The sequence below is a fragment of the Streptomyces sp. NPDC005784 genome, from assembly GCF_042871525.1.
Lineage (GTDB): Bacteria > Actinomycetota > Actinomycetes > Streptomycetales > Streptomycetaceae > Streptomyces.
The window spans coordinates 1-16,181 of record NZ_JBIAIQ010000070.1 but is presented as its reverse complement, the minus strand read 5'-3'; the positions used below and the strand labels follow the sequence as shown (position 1 = coordinate 16,181).

Genomic DNA, 16,181 nt, shown 5'->3' with positions numbered 1-16,181 from the left:
CGGGGGGTGTGGGTGCGCGCCGGGGCGCCCGCGGGGGGGGGCCGCCGCGGGGGGGGGGGGGGGGGGGCGCGGGGGGGGGGGCGGGGGTGGGGGGGGGGGGGGGGGGGGGGCCGCCCCCCCCCCCCCCCCCCCACCGGAGCTGCCCGCCCTGGATTATCCGCACGCCGAGGACGGCCGGGGGCGCTGCCTTGTCAGCAGGCTCGCGGCCCGCTGGGCGGGATCGCCCCGGCCGGACTCCGCGCCGGGCAGGACGCTGTGGGCCGGGGTCAACCCCGTGAGACCGCGGGTTCGGGCGCGGCAGCGGGCTCGGGCGCGCTTTCGCTGAGGCCGAACCGGCTGTGGAACCTGCGCAGGAAGCCGGGCGCGTACCAGGCCGAGCCGCCGAGCAGGCGCATCGCGGCCGGGACGAGGACACCGCGGATGGCGACGGCGTCGATGAGGATGGCCAGCCCGCTGCCCAGGCCGAACATCTGCATGAAGCTGAGCTTGGCCGTACCGAAGGCGAAGAAGCTCACCGCGAGCAGGCAGGCGGCGGCGGTGACGATGCGCCCGGTGTGCCCGAGGCCGTTGGTGACGGCGGACTCGGTGTCCTCGCCCTGGTCGTGGAGTTCCTTGATCCGGCTGGTGACGAACACCTCGTAGTCCATCGACAGACCGAAGACGATGCAGAACATCAGCACGGTCATCGACATCTCCATCGGCTGCGCCGTGAAGCCGAGCAGGGAGGAGAGATGGCCCTCCTGGAAGATCCAGGTCATGATGCCGAGCGTCGCCACCAGGGTGATCGCGTTCAGGGCCAGGGCGCGCAGCGGCTGCACGATACTGCCGGTGAACAGGAAGAGCAGGATGAACGTGGTCAGGACGACCAGGCCGATGGCCAGCGGGATTTGGCCGCTGATGGAGTGCTTGGCGTCGACCAGTTCGGCGTCGATGCCGCCCACCAGCGGGTGGGTGCCGGGGGGCGGGGTGAGCGCCCGTACGTCGCCGACCAGGCTCTGTGCCGCGTCGGACTTCGGCGTCAAGGAGCTGACGACGCTGATCCGTTGGCCGTCCGGGCGGCTGAGGTTGGCGCTGCCGCTACCGGCCGCCGATTCCTGCCCGTGGGTGTACGTGCCGGTGCTGGTCTCGACCCGTACCACGCCCTTGAGCTTGGACAGTTGATCGGCGTACTTACCCAACGGGGCTTCGTCCACGTTCTGGCCGACGTTCTGGCCGATGACGATCTGGAGGGCGGCGTTGTCGTTGCCGTTGAAGTTCTTCTGGAGCGTCGCGGAGACCTGGCGGCTCTCGGCGTCCTTGGGCAGCACGCGTTCGTCCGGGGTGCCGAAGGTGATGCCGAGCAGCGGGCTCGCCGCCACCAGCAGGACCGCGAGGACGGGCAGCGCGGTGAGCGCGGGCCGCCGCATGACGGTACGCGCCAGCCGCGCCCATATGGAGACGCGCGTGGTGGCGTTCGCGGTTTTCGCCCAGGGCATCTGCCCCTTGTTGACCCGGTGCCCCAGGACGACGAGCAGCGGCGGCATGACGAACAGCGCGCTGACGGCCGCGATGGCGACGACGCCGACTCCGGCGAAGCCGAACGAGCGCAGGAAATACTGCGGGAAGACGAGAAGCGCCGCGAGTGCGGCGGCCACGGTGGAGGCGGAGAACGCGACGGTGCGGCCGGCGGTGTGCACCGTCCGGCGGACGGCGTCCTCCACGCTCGCGCCGGTCGTGAGCTGTTCCCTGAACCGGCTGATCATCAACAGGCCGTAGTCGATGCCCAGTCCCAGGCCGAGAGCCGTGGTGAGGTTGGTCGCCGTGTTCGAGACGCTGGTGACGTCGGCGAGCAGGGACAGTTCGGCGAACGAGCCCAGGATGGCGATGACGGCGATGGCCAGCGGCAGCAGCGCGGCGACCACGCTGCCGAAAACGAACAGCAGCAGTATGAGGGTCAGCGGGATCGCGATCAGCTCGGCCAGTTCAAGATCCTCGACCACCTGCGTCGACATGTCGTTGCCGACGGCGGCCACCCCGCCGGCCCGTACCGTGAGGGCTTTGTGGTACGTGCCGTCGTAATCGTCGAGCAGGTTCGTGGCGTTCTTCTGCTGCTGGGTCGGGTCGCCCTTGACGTGGGCGAGGACCATGGCCTCGCGGCCGTCCCTGGACAGGAGTTGGGCGCTGCGCGTGTCCCAGTACGAGACGACGTTCGCGAGCGTCTTCTCCTTCTTCAGGCTCGCGACCAGTGCCTTGCCGTTCTGCTCGGCAGACGGGGTGTCGACCCGGCCGTCGCCGGCGCGGACCAGCAGCACGAGGTTGGTCTCGCCGCCGAATTTCTTGTCGATGAGATCGCGTGCCCGGGTGGACTGGGAAGCCGGGTCATCGAACCCGCCGCCCAGCAGCTTGGTGAAGGCGCCGCTACCGAGGGCACCCATGAGAGCTGTCGCCACGACGGCGACGATGAGTACCAGCCGGGCCCGGCGGATCGCCAGCTCGGCTATGCGTTCGAACACGCGGAATCTCCTATGCGGTCAATGTGTCTGCGGGGACGCGACGACGCTAGGGGAGGCTACGGGGAAGTTGGCAGTGCGAGATTTACCTGACAGTGCTCGGTTTATGTTCAGGTGTCAGAGGTGCACGTAGGGTGGGCGCATGCCCGTACCCGAACGCCCGAAGACCGCCGTCCCGCCGGCTCCGTCCGAGCCGTCTGCTCCCTCCGTCCCGGCCGCTCGATCCGCCTCATCTGCTCCGCCCACGCTGCGGGAGCGGCGGCGGGCCACAGCGGTGCGGGAGATCCTGGACGCCGCCGAACTGCACATCACCGAGCACGGTCCTGAGGGGCTGTCCCTGCGGGCCGTCGCGCGCAGCCTCGGCATGACCGTGCAGGCGCTCTACCACTACTTCCCCAACCGACATGCCCTCGTCACGATGCTCGTCACCAAGGGGTACGAGGACCTATTCGCCGCCGTCCAGGCCGCCGTCGACTCGACGGCCGACTCGGCTGCGGGCGCTGGGGGCACTGCGGCGGACTCGGTGGCGGACCGGGCGTTCGTGTCGCGTCTGCTGGACGCGGCCGAGGGCTACCGGGGCTGGGCCATCGCCCACCCCGAGCGGTTCAAGCTCCTGTTCGGGACACCGCTGCGGGACTACGCGGCCCCGGCCGACGGCGCCTCCACCATGGCCGCCCGCCGGATGAGTACGATCTTCCAGCGTGAGCTCTTCGGCGGCTTCAGCCTGGAGCAACTCGCGGCGGCCGACATGCCCCCGCTCTCGCCCCAGTTCCGGGCCTACCTGGACCAGCTGCCCCCGGACGGGCCGGGAGTCCTCCCGCCGCCCGCGATCGCCCTGCTCATGGAGGCATGGGGGCGCATGCACGGCATGGTCGTCCTCGAGGTGTTCGGACACACCTCGTTCCTCGGGGACCACGAGGCTGAGCTCTTCCACCTTGCGATGCGCAACATGCTCGCGGACATCCACCGGCGAATCCCGGGGAGCGCGGACGCCGTTGAAGCCGGGGCGGTGTGAGGCGCCGTCAAGATGTGACGCGTCCGGGCGGTGGCGTCAGAAGCGCCGCTCGTGCGGCAACGGCGTTGCACGGCCCGCGCGTCCACAACTGGGCGAGGGCCGAAGTCCGCATGGCAGTGGCCCGACCGGCAGCACCGGGTGTCCGGCTGCCGCTGGGCGGCCGAGGCGTGCTTCGGGCGATACGGAGCCGCTTGAGCTGAGTGAACTCACCGGGGCGCGGAGCGGGTCGGACCACAGGCGGGCCGGAAAGGGCTGTATGCCGCTCGCCCCGTATCTGGGGGCACCTGCTGTCGTCACCTGCCTTCACGGGGAAAGGCGCTTCGCAATCGGGCAAGCAATCCGCAGACCTGCGAGCGCCTGGCCGATCCGTTCACATGTGGTGGCGTGCCCACCGCACTCCCGGACCTCCCACCTGGTCACAACCGAGGTGGCCGGTGATCTCGCCCTCCACAGCGGACTCCAGCACTCGCTGGGTCATCTGCTGCGGCAGACCACCGCACCGGTCAGCAGGGAGCGCTCTGTCGTGGATGCGCGGGGGCGAGGCGGTCGGCGTGCGCGACGTCGAGGATGTGTCCGGCCCCGCTCGCCCGCAGGGGACGGGACACCGCATCGATGTGGCCGGTGACCCGCCGGCCTGTGCGCGGCTGGGCCCTCCCAGCCGCGCTGGCCTGCCTACCAGGGCACCTCCCCGTTTTCGTCCTGGAAGGTGCCGGTCGGGCCGTCCGCGTCGAGTGTGGCGAGACGTACGACGACCCTCGCGCTCTCCTCCGGCGTCCTGCCGACACCGAAGGCCGCCGTCAGGTCCGTCGCGGTGGTGCCGGGTTCGACGGCATTGAACTTGATGCTCGGATGGGCCTTGGCGTACTGGACGGTGAGCATGGTGGCGGCGGCCTTGGACGCCGAGTACAGCGCCAGCGGCAAGGCGTACTCCGGACGGTCCGGGTTGGTCACGGCCCAGAAGGATCCGGCGCTGCTGGAGACGGTCACCACGGTGGGGTTCGCGGACTTGCGCAGCAGGGGCAGCGCCGCTTCCGTGACCCGCACGAGGCCGACCGCGTTGGTGTCGAAGGCGCGCAGGGCGGTGGGGCCGTCGAGGGTTCCGTCCCCCAAGATGCCTGCGTTGTTCACCAGGACGTCGAGCCGGCCCTCGGCCGCGTCGATGGCCGCCAGCGCGCTGTGCACGGAGGCGTCATCGGTCACGTCGAGCTGCACGAATCTCGCGTCCAACGCCGCCGCGGCCTGCTGTCCGCGCTCGACGTCCCGCGCGCCGAGGTAGACCACGTGGCCCACCGCCAGCAGCTGTCGGGCGGTCTCGAAGCCGATGCCCTTGTTCGCCCCGGTGATCAGTGTGATGGTCATGCAGATCCTCGCAAGTGAAGTGCCCGAGCGGGCCATTCTCGGTATGCGGACATGTCTAAGTGGGGCAGACGCGAACTTGCAGGTCAGCCGGTCAGCTGCCGGCGCAGTTCACCGGCGTCGTGCAGGGCGGTCATGTGCACGAACCGCCCGTCGCGGACCTGGTAGATGGCGTACTCGACGATCTCGAACGAGGCGCCGGTGGGAGCCACGCCGAGCCAGGGCTTCACGGGGGTGCCGGTGTTGACCAGGCGCGCAGCCAGACGGTCACCGTCGAAGAGCAGCTCCTGCAACTCCCAGTGCAGGTCCGGTACCGCGTCCACGTCCTGCCGTTGCACGGCCAGGAGGTCGTCGCGGGTGGCAGGCTCCCCGTTCAACGTGGTCCGGTCGTTGATGAATGCGTCCATGCCATCGAATTGGTGGGCGTTGAGCGCTTCGAGGTAGCGCCGGTAGAACGTGCGCAGATCACTGTCGGACATGTGAGGGGCCTTTCTGCGGGGTGGCTCCGGATCGGGGCCGCGCGTGGAGGGTCAGAGCGGGAATGCCCGCCGCGGCCGCGCCGGACGGCCGCGGCTGCAGCGGGGGCCCGCCGGTCAGCGTCACGTCGGAGCAAGGCGCTGTGCTCGGCTCAGGTTGGCGATGAGCTCGTCGCGCGTTTGGTGCGCCAGCGCGGTCCAGGCGGGTTGACCGGGAGCCGTGCGCCACGAGGCGCTCAATGGACTGTTGTTGACGGTGTCGAAGCCGAACTGGTCGTAGAGCCGGGTCACGAGGTCGGCGGCGTCGGGGAAGTTGCTGGAGGTCGGAAGCGCCAGCCGGTCGAGGGCGCCCGCGGGGCGGCCGGCGGTGGTGATGCGAGGAGCTTGAATATGGGTGAACGCCTGGACGACCCGGGAGGCGGGCAGGTGCTCCTGGCGCAGCTCGAGTACGGTCGTCTCGCCGGAGTCGATGCGGGCGAAGTGACCGTCGCGCCAGATCATGTAGTTGTTCGTATCCAATACGATCTTGCCGGCGAGGGGGTCGACCGGCAGGTTGTTGACCGTTTTCAGCGGGACGGCCACGACGGCGAAATCGCCGGCGGCTGCAGCGTCCGCGGCGCGGGCGGCCCGCGCGGACGGGCCGAGTTCCGCGACCAGGTGCTGCAGGGTTTCCGGTCCGCGCGAGTTGGCGATCACGATGCTGTAGCCGTGGGCCAGGGCCGCCCGGGCGATCTGGCTGCCGACCTCGCCGGCGCCGATGATCCCGATGGTGGGCATGGGGTCCGCCTCTCAGATCTGGTTCAGGCCGCCGTCGACGTACAGGCTCGAACCGGTGATGAAGCTGCTCTGCTCGGATGCCAGGAAGGCCACGGCGGCGGCCACCTCCTCCGGGCGCCCGAGCCGGCCCAGCGGCACCCGCGTCACCAGGTGCTGCTTGAACCGTTTGGGGTCGGGGGTCAGCCCCGCCAGGGCGGGGGTGTCGGTCGGGCCGGGGGTGAGGGTGTTGACCCGGATGCCGCGTCCCTTGAGTTCGTTTGCCCAGGTCCGGGCGAACGAGCGCGTGGCGGCCTTGGTCGCCGCGTACACGCCGAGCTCCGCATCGCCGACGTCCCCGTTGGTCGAGCCGTTCACGATCACCGAGGCGCCGTCGTTGAGCAGCGGCAGGGCCTTTTGGACGGTGAACAGCAGGCCACGGACGTTGATGCCGAACAGGGTGTCGAAGTGCTCCTCGGTGACCTGCTCCAGCGGAGCGAGCGCGGCGACGGCGGCATTCGCGAACAGCACGTCCAGGCCCCCGCCCCGGCTGCGGATGGTGGCGTAGAGCCGATCCAGGTCGTCCAGGTTCGCGATGTCGCCGGTCACCGCAGTGGCCGCGGGACCGATCAGGTCGACGGCCGCGTCGAGTTCGGTCGCGCGCCGGCCGGTGATGAAGACGTGCGCGCCTTCAGCTGCCAGCCGGACCGCACTGGCCAGGCCGATGCCGGCGCTGCCCCCGGTGACGAGAGCGCTCTTTCCGTCGAGCAGTCCCATGTGTGCCGCCCCTTCCACTTCTGCAGCAGTCGCTACAGAAGTGGACCGTAGCACTTCTGCAGCGAACACTGCGGAAGGAGTAGGGTGTGGGGGTGGAGACGAAACCGACCGGCCCGATCGGCCGACCGCGAGGATTCGACGCCGACGCCGCCCTTGAGCGCGCCATGCTGGTGTTCTGGCAGCATGGCTACGAGGGGGCCAGCACCGCCGGCCTGACGCACGCGATGGGGATCTCCACCACCAGCATGTACGCCGCGTTCGGCAACAAGGAGCAGCTGTTCCGCAAGGTGTTGGAGCGCTACACCGACGGCCCGAGCGCCTACCTGGCCCAGGCCCTGGAGCAGCCGACTGCCTTTGGCGTCGCCACCGCCATCCTGGCCGGCACCGTGCGCACCACCACCAGCGCGGCCCACCCTAATGGCTGCCTGGGCGTCCAGGGGGCCCTGACCACCAGCGACTCCGGCCAGGATGTCCGCGCCCTCCTCGTCGACTGGCGCGCTACCGGATACGCCCGCATCCGCGAGCGGTTCCGGCGCGCCGTCGATGACGGCGATCTGCCCCCGCAGACCGACCCCGGCCTCCTGGCCCGCTACCTCACCGCCCTCGCCTACGGCATCGCCGTCCAAGCCGCGAGCGGCGTCGCCCGCGACGACTTGCAGGAGCTGGCCGACGCCGCCTTGCGCCACTGGCCCCTGCCCTGACACCGGCGTGGCCGCGGGGGGCCGTGCCGTGTGGGCCTGGCGGGTGATCATCTCTCGGCGGCGTGATGGGCGACTTCCCGGGTTGTCGAGCACCGGCTCGCGGCGGTGCTCATGCGCGACGGCGACCTGCGCAAATGCTCCGGCCGGGGTGGACGCGCCGGTGCAGTACGGGCCCCGGCTGACCGCGGTGGTGGCACCCCCTCCGCTCGCTCCAGCTCCTCCATGAGCCGGACATGGCCGAGGGCCGGGTCGAAGACGTCGCCGGTGCCGGGCTCGGAGTGCAGCACCCACACCACCAGGTCCCCGGCCTGGCGCGACAGTCGGACCAGGCGGTTCACCTGCTCGGCGATCTTCAGGTCGGAGGTGGTCTCCCACAGCGGTCGACCAGCCGGAGGCCGCGGCAGGGCTTCGGGGCTGTTCAGACGGCCGGCCGCACCAGGCCCGATTCGTAGGCGAAGACCACCGCCTGGACACGGGCGCGGGCACCGATCTTGGCGAGGATGTTGCTGACGTGGGCCTTGACGGTGGTCGTGGCGATGGACAGCCACGCAGCGATCTCGGCGTTGGACCAGCCGGAGGCGACGGCGGTGAGCACGACACGCTCCCGCTCGGTGAGCGTGCCGATCCCGACTTCCCGCTCGGCAGGGAGCGCGGGTTGCAACTGTCGGACGGCGTCGATGAGAGCGCGGGTCAGGCCGCGGGGGATGACGGCGTCTCCGGCGGCCACGACACGGATGGCCGCGGTCAGTTCGCCGGGGGTGGCGTCGTGGAGAAGGAATCCACCGGCACCGGCGCGCAGGGCGGCGTAGGCGCGCTGCTCGTGGCTGGCGGGGGTCAGGATGAGCACGCGTGGGCGGTTCCCTTGCGTTCTGGAGAGTTCGGGGGTCCGGGGGAGGGCGGGAGGCCGTGTGATGCGGCGGATGGTCTCGGTGCCGTCCGAGTCGGAAATGTCGCTGTCCATCACCACGACGTCGGGGCACAGTGCGGCGCTCATGCGGACCGCCTCGGCCCCGCTCGAGGCCTCGCCGACGACAGTCAGGTCGGGCTCCTCCGCCAGGAGCATGCGCAGTCCGCGGCGCTGCAAGGACTGCTCATTGACAATGAGTACGGAGGTCATGGTGGGCGTTCTCCCAACGGGAAGCGGATGTGGGTGTGCGCTCAGTCATCACCCAGCCCCTCTGAACGAAACGGTTTCGTTCAGCTTGGGTCAGGTTAAGGCTGCGGTTATCGAAACTGCATCGTTTCTCTTGTGGTCTGGGTCGCATCTTCGCCGGATGCCGCCGCGCGCTCAGTCGGCACCGAGGGCTCGGTGGATGGCGGTGAGTGTCGCGCTGCCAGGGCTGTGTGCGTGCCGCATCGCGATGGCCACCCCACAGGTCCACATGGCCACCCCACAGGTCCACCACGTGGTGCGTCTCCGCGACAGGTGCGGTTCTACGAGGCAAAGAGCTTGATCACCTCGACCCGCGGGCCCAACAACTACCGCGACTACAGCGAAGCAGCCCTGGGCCGCGTCCAGCAGATCCGCCGGCTTCGACCAGGACCTCGCCGCCGAGGCCACCCGCACCAGCAACCGGACACGCGGCCTGCTCACCCACCCCAGCCTCGAGCGCGTGCTCGGCCCGCGACTGGACCACCCCGCCATCCCCTGGCTCCTCGAGCGCTACGGATCTCCCAACGCTCTACGGAAAGCCGGCCGCCGCAGGCTCGCCGAGCTGATCCGGCCCAAGGCTCCGCGGATGGCTCAGCGGCTGATCGACGACGTCTTCGACGCCCTCGACGAGCAGACCGTCATCGTTCCCGGCACGGGCACCCTCGACATCGTGATCCCGTCTCTGGCCGCCTCACTCGCCGCGGTCCATGACCAGCGCCGGGCACTGGAAGCCCAGATCAGCACCCTGCTGGAGGCCCACCCTCTTCACCCGGTCCTGACCTCGACGCCGGGAGTCGGAGTCAGGACCGCCGCCGTCCTGCTGGTCACCGTCGGCGACGGAACCGGCTTTCCCAGCGCGCCCACCTCGCCTCATACGCCGGCCTCGCTCCCACGACGAAATCATCGGGGACCTCGATCCACGGCGAACACGCACCCAGAGGAGGAAACCGGCAGCTCAAACGCGCGATGTCCCTCTCCGCCTTCGCCTGCATGAACGCCGACCCGGCATCACGCACCTACTACGACCGACAAAGAGCCCGCGGCAAGACCCACACCCAGGCACTCCTCCGGCTCGCCCGCCAACGCATCAGCGTCCTGTTCGCCATGCTCCGAGACGGCACCTTCTACCAATCCAGAACCCCCGCCGTCACCCTCGCCGCGCGACCACCCCAAACAGCCCCATACCAGGCACCACGTCCTTGACAAAGGACATAGAGACACCCCCCGCAACCGTCACGCGTTCGCCGACTACCTGGCCGAGCTCCAAAAGCGCGCGGAGTGAGCCGCCGCGAGCTGTGATTTCCCCTGTGTTTGAGACGGGGGGTGTGAAGCGGGCGATGGTGTGGTGCTGGTCCGCTCGGTCGCCGTTTTCCGTTCGACAACAACGCCGCCGAACGGGAAGTCCGCATGGTCAAATTCCGGCAGAAGATCTCCGGTGGCATGCGGACCCTGACCGGCGCGGAGCACTTCTGCCCATCTGGTCCTTACCTCGCCACCGCCACCAAACACGGCATCAATCTGCTCGACGCGCTCGTCCAATTGGCATCCGGCCGATCGTGGGTACCCACGATCAACTGACCTGATGAGTTACCTTAGGATGAGACGGGCGGGACCGGACTCACATAGAAACGAGTCCAGTTTATCCCACCGTCGCGGACGGTCATTACTACAGGTCCGACCAAGAGAGCGGGTAGTCCCTCGAAAGAAGTTCCACTCATTTCCCATTCGGACCACACCTCGGACCCCGAAACCGCTGTCCGCAGAACTCTTGCTCGCAGATCGGGTACTCGGGTAAATATCAATGACCAGTTCATCAGCACATGCTCCCGCCCAGTAAAACTTTCTGCAGGACGGTGCGGCACCTCCGCCGCGTAGTCGACAGTGAAGCAGTCGGCGACTCGTTGCGCTGAATGCGAATTGATGGCGTCACAAAGGCGACCTACCGCGTCAATTAGGTGCACAGAACTACTCCTTCTCAAGGATTGCGTGTCATTCGATCCTGGCCTGGCCGCATCGGAATATCTGGCCAGGGCCTCACTGAGCCGGTGCCATAACTAGCGTGCCGATTAGTCGTTCGCGCCGGCGCCGCGAAAGTCTGGGACGTCCGAAAGCATGCCGGGAACCTCCGGGTTCAGGGCGCTGCGGCGGCGGTGCAGTTCTTCGATTTTCGCGTACAGGTCAGGGTCATCGTCGTCGCTGATGTCGAAGATGTCGAGGCGTTCGAGCAGCGCCAGGCCCAGATGGTCAGTCCCGATAGTCGCGGGGTGGGTCAGGTACTCGTAGAGGCCGTCGAGGTCCTCAACGACGAAGACACAGCTGTAGTCGAAGTCCCCGCCGAGATCGCGGCCAACCATGAAAGACTTCACGGCCGGGTTGGACCGTCCTTGGTTGCGCCAACTTTCCAAGGCAGCCTCGATTTGCTCGGGGGTGACTTCGGCCTTAACCTTCGCGCGGTTGATGTGGTAGATCATGGCTACTCCTGTCGTTGTTTCTCACTGCCGAAGAGGGATACCTTTCACGACACAGCCCAGATGGTGGGCCTCATCGCAGGATTGACTCAAATGCGATAAGGACCGATTCGCCGGACGTGTCATGACGAAGCGCAGTGCCGGAATCGCTGCTTGCTGTCGAAATCGGGAGGCGGGATCAAGCCGCGGCCGCGCTCACCTGATCATTGATAATGATGTCTAGGTCGGTGGCGGTGAGGCCGAAGGCGTCAGCTGTTTTTGAGGCGTCCACGAGGAACGGCGAGTACCACTGATAGTCCATTTCGGCCATTTCGCGGGCTGTCGGCACGAAAAGCCCAGCCGTGCGCATTGCCGCGCGTGGCATCGGGATCAGCTTGACCGGGGGCCGACCTGCAGCGGCGGCGTAGCGCCGCGCCAGTTCACGGATGCTGATGGCCGGTGGTGACGGCACATGCCACGCCTGACCCCAGGCACGCTCATCATTTCCAAGTGCGACCAGGGCCTGGGCCATGTCTCCGTTGAAGGTGAAGGTATGTGGCGCGTCTAGATCGGCGGGCACCCAGGCTGCTCGGCCCGTCTTCATTGCCGGCTCAATGATTATGGAATACAGGCCATTCGAGTCCCTACCGATGTAGTCGGACCCGCGAACCTCCACAGTGCGGACTCCGGCGTTAAGGGCCTGTTCCCACAGTCGTTTACGGAGGCGGCCTTTAGGCCCAGTGGCGGCCATGGGGGTGTATTCGTTCATCATACCGCCAGGCTGCGGGCCGTAAGCGTACATGCTGCCAGTAATTGCCAGCACGGCCCTGTTTGCTTTCGCGGCTGTGATGACCGCATTCTGTATGGGCGGCAACAGCCGTTCCCACATTGTGTAGGAAGGCGGGTTCGCACAGTGATAGATTACCTTTGCGCCGCGAGACAGTTCGGTCAAGCGGCCCGGGTCGGAAGCATCCGCGGCGACCCGTTCGACCTGCGGATATTCCGGGCCCGAGCCGCTGCGGGTGACAATGCGGACGCTTTCACCGCGGTCGGCGAGCAGGCGAGCAACATTCGTGCCGATGGAACCGGCGCCGATAACGACATGTATGGCCATGATGGGCTCTTTCATATAGATAGGCGTCCCGGGTTCGTTAAAGACTCAGAACAAAGTTCGCCGATGGCCGTTGTGGAAACTAATCGGCCTGAGATTAGGCCGCAGGGCAGACCTCGGATCGGCGGTCTTCACGCCGTATGCTGCCGCCTGTCAGTGAGCTAAGGGCTCGTATCAATCTCGTCGTCCGTCTTCGTACTTGGTCATCGGTGGTGTCGCACGAGTCGTGACGCTAGCCGGGCCTCGCTGCGATTTGGCAGGGATAGATTTTTCTAACACTGTCAGGCACCACTTCAGATCTTGTGACTGGTGATCGGTGCTGACCGTTGTCCGGTCATGCTGATGGATGTGAGGGTGGAGCACGCTGAGGGGCTCTGTCCCGTAATCGGTGGTGACGAGGCGTGACCGAGATCGGCTTCTACAACACGCACCGACTACACAGCGTGTGCGGTTACCGGAGTCCGATCGACTACGAACACGACCACCGAGCCAACTCCGCCTTGGAGCTGGCCGCTTAAAAGATCTCCACAGTCCGAGGGGATTGACAATCCACTTCTCCTCCGCAGTCAAGGAGTACCGGAAGCGGAACCGGCGCTACGGCACCGTAAGCAGCTGACCCCGCCCGCCCGGTCCCGCTGCCCCGGCAGGGCCCCGGACCGGGGCGCACACGTCGCTGGGCCGCCCTGCCCGCCGCAGCGGCTGGTGGAGGAAGGCCTGCCAGCGGGATGAGCCGCCCCTCCCGCTGGCTATCACCGCGACCTGTGGATCAGATCGCCATCTGCACGGCCTGCAGGAACTGCGCCCAAGAAGGTGCACTCTGGCGTGGCAGGGCGCTCTTCAGGCTGAGCTGCAGGGTGCGGCGCAGCGGGTGGGGCGAGTTCATGATGGCCTCGTTCCGGGCGGCCAGGCGGGCGAGTTCCACCTGCGCAGGCAGCCGGTCGCTTTTGGCCGCGTTGCAGGGGCGAGGTTCCACAGGGCGTCCAGATCCGGGCCGCTCCACGCGCCGACGCCCGCGAAGCGGTGCATGAGAGAGAAGGGGAAGACGTGGTCGACTGCGATGGCGTTGTCCGGGGGCAGGACGTCCGCGCAGATCAGGCATCGGCCGTGCTGGAGCCCGGAGGTGGCCTCGACGATGCCGGTCACCAAGCGGCGGCGGCGCTTGTCGGTGATCTGCAGGGTGTCCCAGTCGACGGCGACGCCCTCCTCCAGGAGGCTGCGGCCGACGCCGGCGGCAAACGAGCTCTCCACGATGCTCCAGCGCGCCTCCAACTCGGCGGACAGACCCACCGCGTGTTCCGACTGCGCCAGCCGAAGCAGGTCGGGCATCAGGCGCACCGTGCGCTGTCCTCCCCTCTTGGACAGCTCGTAGAAGGTGTGGGGTACGGCGGTGTCGCCGCGCAGGTTGTGGAACTTCTGCATCACCATCGCTGGCATCGAGTGCACCGCGGCCGTCAGCAGCCGCTCGGTGGGGTTGCCCGATTCCAGTGAGCCCATTCCAACTTCAGGCGACAGCCGATCGGCGCTGTGTCACGGACGTCTGGTAGACCCTGGCTATGACGTTCTTGGCGGTGGTCGAGGGTGAAGAGGGCCGGCTCGGGGAGGATCCTTCAACTCCCTCGACGACCACGGCCGGCCCACCGGCGAACCGGAATGGAAGCGCGAAAGGGCGGGGCAGGCCACCATCGGCCCCGATGCCTCCTCGATGACCGGCGGGGACGCCCATACGCTGTGAGCGACGTCGTCCGGATATCGCTCGACGAGGGCTTCCACGTAGGCCCTGATGCGCGGCACCGGAGGTGCGGCAACATCGTCCGACTCCAGGTAGCGCTCGTAGAGCTCGTCGTAGGTCGAGCCCGCTTGGTCGTCGTCGAGTGGACGGTCGCCCTCCCACACCGCAAGGCCATAGCTCACCAGCGCATCGTCGCAGGCAGCAGTTCCTTCGGACTCAGCAGGCCCTGAGATCGAACCGCCAACGCGACCCGCCTCAGGCCGCCGACGGCTGCGCCTCCCATGGCCGCGGTCCCGCACCCTCCAGCCAGCGCCGCAGTTGCGGACCGTCGACGCACACGATGCCGCACTGCTCTGCGTAGTCGAGCGCGGGGGCGGTGAAGTCACTGGTGGTGACCACGACAGCGACATCGGCGCCATGAACGGTGAAGCAGGTGCCGCCGAAGCGCTGCAGGTCCTGTGAGCCGACCCGGTTGCCGTCGCAGTACCGCTTGCACTGGATGACGACCGAGCGCCCGTCGGGCGTCCTCGCCACGACGTCGGCGCCCAGGTCCCCGGCCCCGCCCACGACGTCCACGTCGAGACAGCCGTCGCGTCGGCACAGTTCGGCCACCGCCTGTTCGAACTCGTCCGGGTCCAGGGCCTCATAGGCGATCTCCACCGTGTCCGCGGGCGCCTCGGGCACGGTCTCGGGAAGCAGGACGGTGGGATCCGTGCCGAGGCGGCCACCGCAGGCGCCGGCCCCGGCGGGGGCCAGGCCGACGGCGGGAGCCGGTGACGCCGCGTCGAGCGCTTCGACCGCCGTCTGCGTGGCTTCGTCCAGGGCTACGGCCGCGCGGCGCGCGATCCTCGCCGCCGATATGCGGCGCTTCCCGCGGCAGCCGGCCATGACGGCGCCGACGCCCACAAGGGCGAGCGCCACAGCCCAGGCGGGACGGTGCACCGCGGCCGCAGCCACGGTGCGGGCGGCCGCGCCCACCAGAGCGAGGATGACCGCGAGGAGGGCGAAGTAAAGGGCCGTCGCCCGGAGTTCGAACCGGCGGGAGCGGCGCGCGGTACGCCGGGCGCGTGCGGGAACGGCCATGGTGATGTTTCCTCCCCTGGGACGCCAACGAAGATCAATTCGCGTCTTCCCAGGCAGCGGCCGTTCTACCGGGTTCCCTCGTGCACGCCTCTTCCAGCCCGACGGCAGACGCGGGCTCGCTGCCTGTCGGACCAGATGTCCCCGGCTCCCCACGTCCGGCGGTTCCCAGTCGGTGGCGTACGGTCGCCGGTACAGCACCTCGTCCCGGCCCGGAGCCGGTCGTGGGCCCTCGCTGCCCGCGTCACCCGCCCGAGCGTCCGCGGAGCGTGAGGGTGTCAGTCCGTCGGTTCGTCCGGCACCGGGTGCTCGGGGCGGGAGCTGCCGGAGTGCGGGGCGCCCCTGGGGCCGGTGCCCGCCTCGTCCGCGTCGGGGACGGGCTTCTCCGAGTTCTCGACTTCGCCTTCCGCGCCACGGCGCTCCGCGCCGGTCCGGCGGCTCGGGGCCGACTGCCCGGGTTCGCCTACGACGTCCAGGGGGTCCTCGTCGGGTGCGGCCTGTTGATCGGGCAGGTCCTTGGGTACAGGCTTCGGCATTGGCCCCTCGCCGGTCCCGGGGCCCTGCGGGCGGGGCTCGCTCACGGCGTCCTCATTTCCTCGCGCGGGTGTGACGTGACGCGCGAGTACCCCTCTCGTTCGTGAAAATGCAGGTGATCGCCGGGCTTCCGGCGTCCGGTCCGGCGCGATTCGCGCGTGACCGTGGCGTGAGCCTCAGACCAGGGGCAGGTGCCCGAGCCGTCGGCCTCGATCGGCCTGTGCCTCCAGCAGGGCAGCCACGTCCGATCCTCGAAGTGGTGGGCGACGAGCTGCCGAGCGATGCCACGACCAATCCTCACAGTCGTTCGTACAGTGGCGCGCTCCACCTTGACGCCCTGGACCACGCCCGCTCCACGGTGTGTGGGTCGACGGCGGACGGGATGGGAGCCGGGGTCAGTGGTGTTGCGAGGAGGGACGCCGCGATCGGCATCTCATCCACCTCTACCTCGCGCCGTCGGCTTCCACTAGATGATCGATTCCAAGGGATCGGCTGCGCGCGTGGGGCGAGGGCGTCCAACGTCAGTGTGTGAAGACAGAGTTGGACACCCTCGCGACCGC

General features: G+C 68.6%; 14 protein-coding genes and 4 pseudogenes. 5 read left to right on the top strand and 13 right to left on the bottom strand.

The genetic code is table 11. The features are described 5' to 3' along the window. Positions 1–266 precede the first annotated feature (266 nt). On the bottom strand, positions 267–2,492 hold the full coding sequence (locus ACFYR3_RS43955; RefSeq protein ID WP_355858086.1) for an MMPL family transporter: 2,226 nt from the start codon (positions 2,490–2,492) through the stop codon (positions 267–269). 139 nt (positions 2,493–2,631) lie between these two features. Here ACFYR3_RS43955 and ACFYR3_RS43950 point away from each other — a divergent pair, with 139 nt between their 5' ends. Further along, on the top strand, positions 2,632–3,504 hold the full coding sequence (locus ACFYR3_RS43950; protein WP_355858083.1) for a TetR/AcrR family transcriptional regulator: 873 nt from the start codon (positions 2,632–2,634) through the stop codon (positions 3,502–3,504). Between the two features lie 672 nt (positions 3,505–4,176). Here ACFYR3_RS43950 and ACFYR3_RS43945 read toward each other — a convergent pair. From ACFYR3_RS43945 to ACFYR3_RS43930, 4 genes are all read right to left on the bottom strand, one after another. Continuing rightward, complete coding sequence (locus tag ACFYR3_RS43945) at positions 4,177–4,863, bottom strand: SDR family NAD(P)-dependent oxidoreductase (RefSeq protein WP_355858080.1); 687 nt, start codon at positions 4,861–4,863, stop codon at positions 4,177–4,179. Between the two features lie 83 nt (positions 4,864–4,946). Beyond that, positions 4,947–5,339 carry an ester cyclase gene (locus tag ACFYR3_RS43940; protein ID WP_097283084.1) on the bottom strand — a complete coding sequence of 131 codons (393 nt, stop codon included), beginning with the start codon at positions 5,337–5,339 and terminating at the stop codon, positions 4,947–4,949. A gap of 120 nt (positions 5,340–5,459) precedes the next feature. After that, positions 5,460–6,113, bottom strand: a complete 654-nt coding sequence (locus tag ACFYR3_RS43935; protein ID WP_355858077.1) for an NAD(P)-binding domain-containing protein — start codon at positions 6,111–6,113, stop codon at positions 5,460–5,462. Between the two features lie 12 nt (positions 6,114–6,125). Then, complete coding sequence (locus tag ACFYR3_RS43930; protein ID WP_389287938.1) at positions 6,126–6,866, bottom strand: SDR family NAD(P)-dependent oxidoreductase; 741 nt, start codon at positions 6,864–6,866, stop codon at positions 6,126–6,128. Between the two features lie 92 nt (positions 6,867–6,958). Here ACFYR3_RS43930 and ACFYR3_RS43925 point away from each other — a divergent pair, with 92 nt between their 5' ends. Then, positions 6,959–7,567: a TetR/AcrR family transcriptional regulator gene (locus ACFYR3_RS43925; protein ID WP_389287945.1), complete on the top strand. Its 609-nt coding sequence runs from the start codon at positions 6,959–6,961 to the stop codon at positions 7,565–7,567. A gap of 191 nt (positions 7,568–7,758) precedes the next feature. Here the strand turns inward: ACFYR3_RS43925 and ACFYR3_RS43920 are convergent. Together ACFYR3_RS43920 and ACFYR3_RS43915 are read right to left on the bottom strand one after the other, a co-directional pair. Beyond that, a pseudogene (locus ACFYR3_RS43920) lies at positions 7,759–7,989 on the bottom strand (hypothetical protein); the annotation flags it as partial. Next, positions 7,986–8,684: a LuxR C-terminal-related transcriptional regulator gene (locus tag ACFYR3_RS43915; RefSeq protein WP_389287936.1), complete on the bottom strand. Its 699-nt coding sequence runs from the start codon at positions 8,682–8,684 to the stop codon at positions 7,986–7,988. The pseudogene ACFYR3_RS43920 and the gene ACFYR3_RS43915, both read right to left, overlap by 4 nt. Before the next feature lie 132 nt (positions 8,685–8,816). Here ACFYR3_RS43915 and ACFYR3_RS43910 point away from each other — a divergent pair. From ACFYR3_RS43910 to ACFYR3_RS43900, 3 pseudogenes are all read left to right on the top strand, one after another. Beyond that, positions 8,817–9,044: pseudogene (locus tag ACFYR3_RS43910) on the top strand (hypothetical protein); the annotation flags it as partial. Positions 9,045–9,096: 52 nt separating this feature from the next. After that, positions 9,097–9,923: pseudogene (locus ACFYR3_RS43905) on the top strand (transposase); the annotation flags it as partial. Positions 9,924–10,097: 174 nt separating this feature from the next. After that, positions 10,098–10,298: pseudogene (locus ACFYR3_RS43900) on the top strand (transposase); the annotation flags it as partial. A 14-nt stretch (positions 10,299–10,312) separates the two neighbouring features. On the opposite strand, the gene ACFYR3_RS43895 reads toward ACFYR3_RS43900, so the two are convergent. From ACFYR3_RS43895 to ACFYR3_RS43870, 6 genes are all read right to left on the bottom strand, one after another. Further along, positions 10,313–10,681: a nuclear transport factor 2 family protein gene (locus tag ACFYR3_RS43895; RefSeq protein WP_389287934.1), complete on the bottom strand. Its 369-nt coding sequence runs from the start codon at positions 10,679–10,681 to the stop codon at positions 10,313–10,315. 105 nt (positions 10,682–10,786) lie between these two features. Continuing rightward, positions 10,787–11,191 carry a Dabb family protein gene (locus tag ACFYR3_RS43890; RefSeq protein ID WP_355858066.1) on the bottom strand — a complete coding sequence of 135 codons (405 nt, stop codon included), beginning with the start codon at positions 11,189–11,191 and terminating at the stop codon, positions 10,787–10,789. A 175-nt stretch (positions 11,192–11,366) separates the two neighbouring features. Next, positions 11,367–12,281, bottom strand: coding sequence for an NAD-dependent epimerase/dehydratase family protein (locus ACFYR3_RS43885; RefSeq protein ID WP_389287931.1), 915 nt, complete (start codon positions 12,279–12,281; stop codon positions 11,367–11,369). A gap of 876 nt (positions 12,282–13,157) precedes the next feature. Next, positions 13,158–13,772 (bottom strand): hypothetical protein, encoded by a 615-nt coding sequence (locus ACFYR3_RS43880; RefSeq protein WP_389287929.1) that lies wholly within the window; start codon positions 13,770–13,772, stop codon positions 13,158–13,160. A gap of 490 nt (positions 13,773–14,262) precedes the next feature. Beyond that, positions 14,263–15,090 (bottom strand): restriction endonuclease, encoded by an 828-nt coding sequence (locus ACFYR3_RS43875; protein ID WP_355858057.1) that lies wholly within the window; start codon positions 15,088–15,090, stop codon positions 14,263–14,265. A gap of 275 nt (positions 15,091–15,365) precedes the next feature. After that, positions 15,366–15,623 carry a hypothetical protein gene (locus ACFYR3_RS43870; RefSeq protein ID WP_355858054.1) on the bottom strand — a complete coding sequence of 86 codons (258 nt, stop codon included), beginning with the start codon at positions 15,621–15,623 and terminating at the stop codon, positions 15,366–15,368. Positions 15,624–16,181 lie beyond the last annotated feature (558 nt).

Coding starts and splice junctions, on each gene's coding strand:
- ACFYR3_RS43950 (WP_355858083.1), top strand. CDS start 2,632: ATGCCCGTACCCGAACGCCCGAAGACCGCCGTCCCGCCGGCTCCGTCC.
- ACFYR3_RS43945 (WP_355858080.1), bottom strand. CDS start 4,863: ATGACCATCACACTGATCACCGGGGCGAACAAGGGCATCGGCTTCGAG.
- ACFYR3_RS43940 (WP_097283084.1), bottom strand. CDS start 5,339: ATGTCCGACAGTGATCTGCGCACGTTCTACCGGCGCTACCTCGAAGCG.
- ACFYR3_RS43935 (WP_355858077.1), bottom strand. CDS start 6,113: ATGCCCACCATCGGGATCATCGGCGCCGGCGAGGTCGGCAGCCAGATC.
- ACFYR3_RS43930 (WP_389287938.1), bottom strand. CDS start 6,866: ATGGGACTGCTCGACGGAAAGAGCGCTCTCGTCACCGGGGGCAGCGCC.
- ACFYR3_RS43915 (WP_389287936.1), bottom strand. CDS start 8,684: ATGACCTCCGTACTCATTGTCAATGAGCAGTCCTTGCAGCGCCGCGGA.
- ACFYR3_RS43890 (WP_355858066.1), bottom strand. CDS start 11,191: ATGATCTACCACATCAACCGCGCGAAGGTTAAGGCCGAAGTCACCCCC.
- ACFYR3_RS43885 (WP_389287931.1), bottom strand. CDS start 12,281: ATGGCCATACATGTCGTTATCGGCGCCGGTTCCATCGGCACGAATGTT.
- ACFYR3_RS43880 (WP_389287929.1), bottom strand. CDS start 13,772: ATGGGCTCACTGGAATCGGGCAACCCCACCGAGCGGCTGCTGACGGCC.
- ACFYR3_RS43875 (WP_355858057.1), bottom strand. CDS start 15,090: ATGGCCGTTCCCGCACGCGCCCGGCGTACCGCGCGCCGCTCCCGCCGG.
- ACFYR3_RS43870 (WP_355858054.1), bottom strand. CDS start 15,623: ATGCCGAAGCCTGTACCCAAGGACCTGCCCGATCAACAGGCCGCACCC.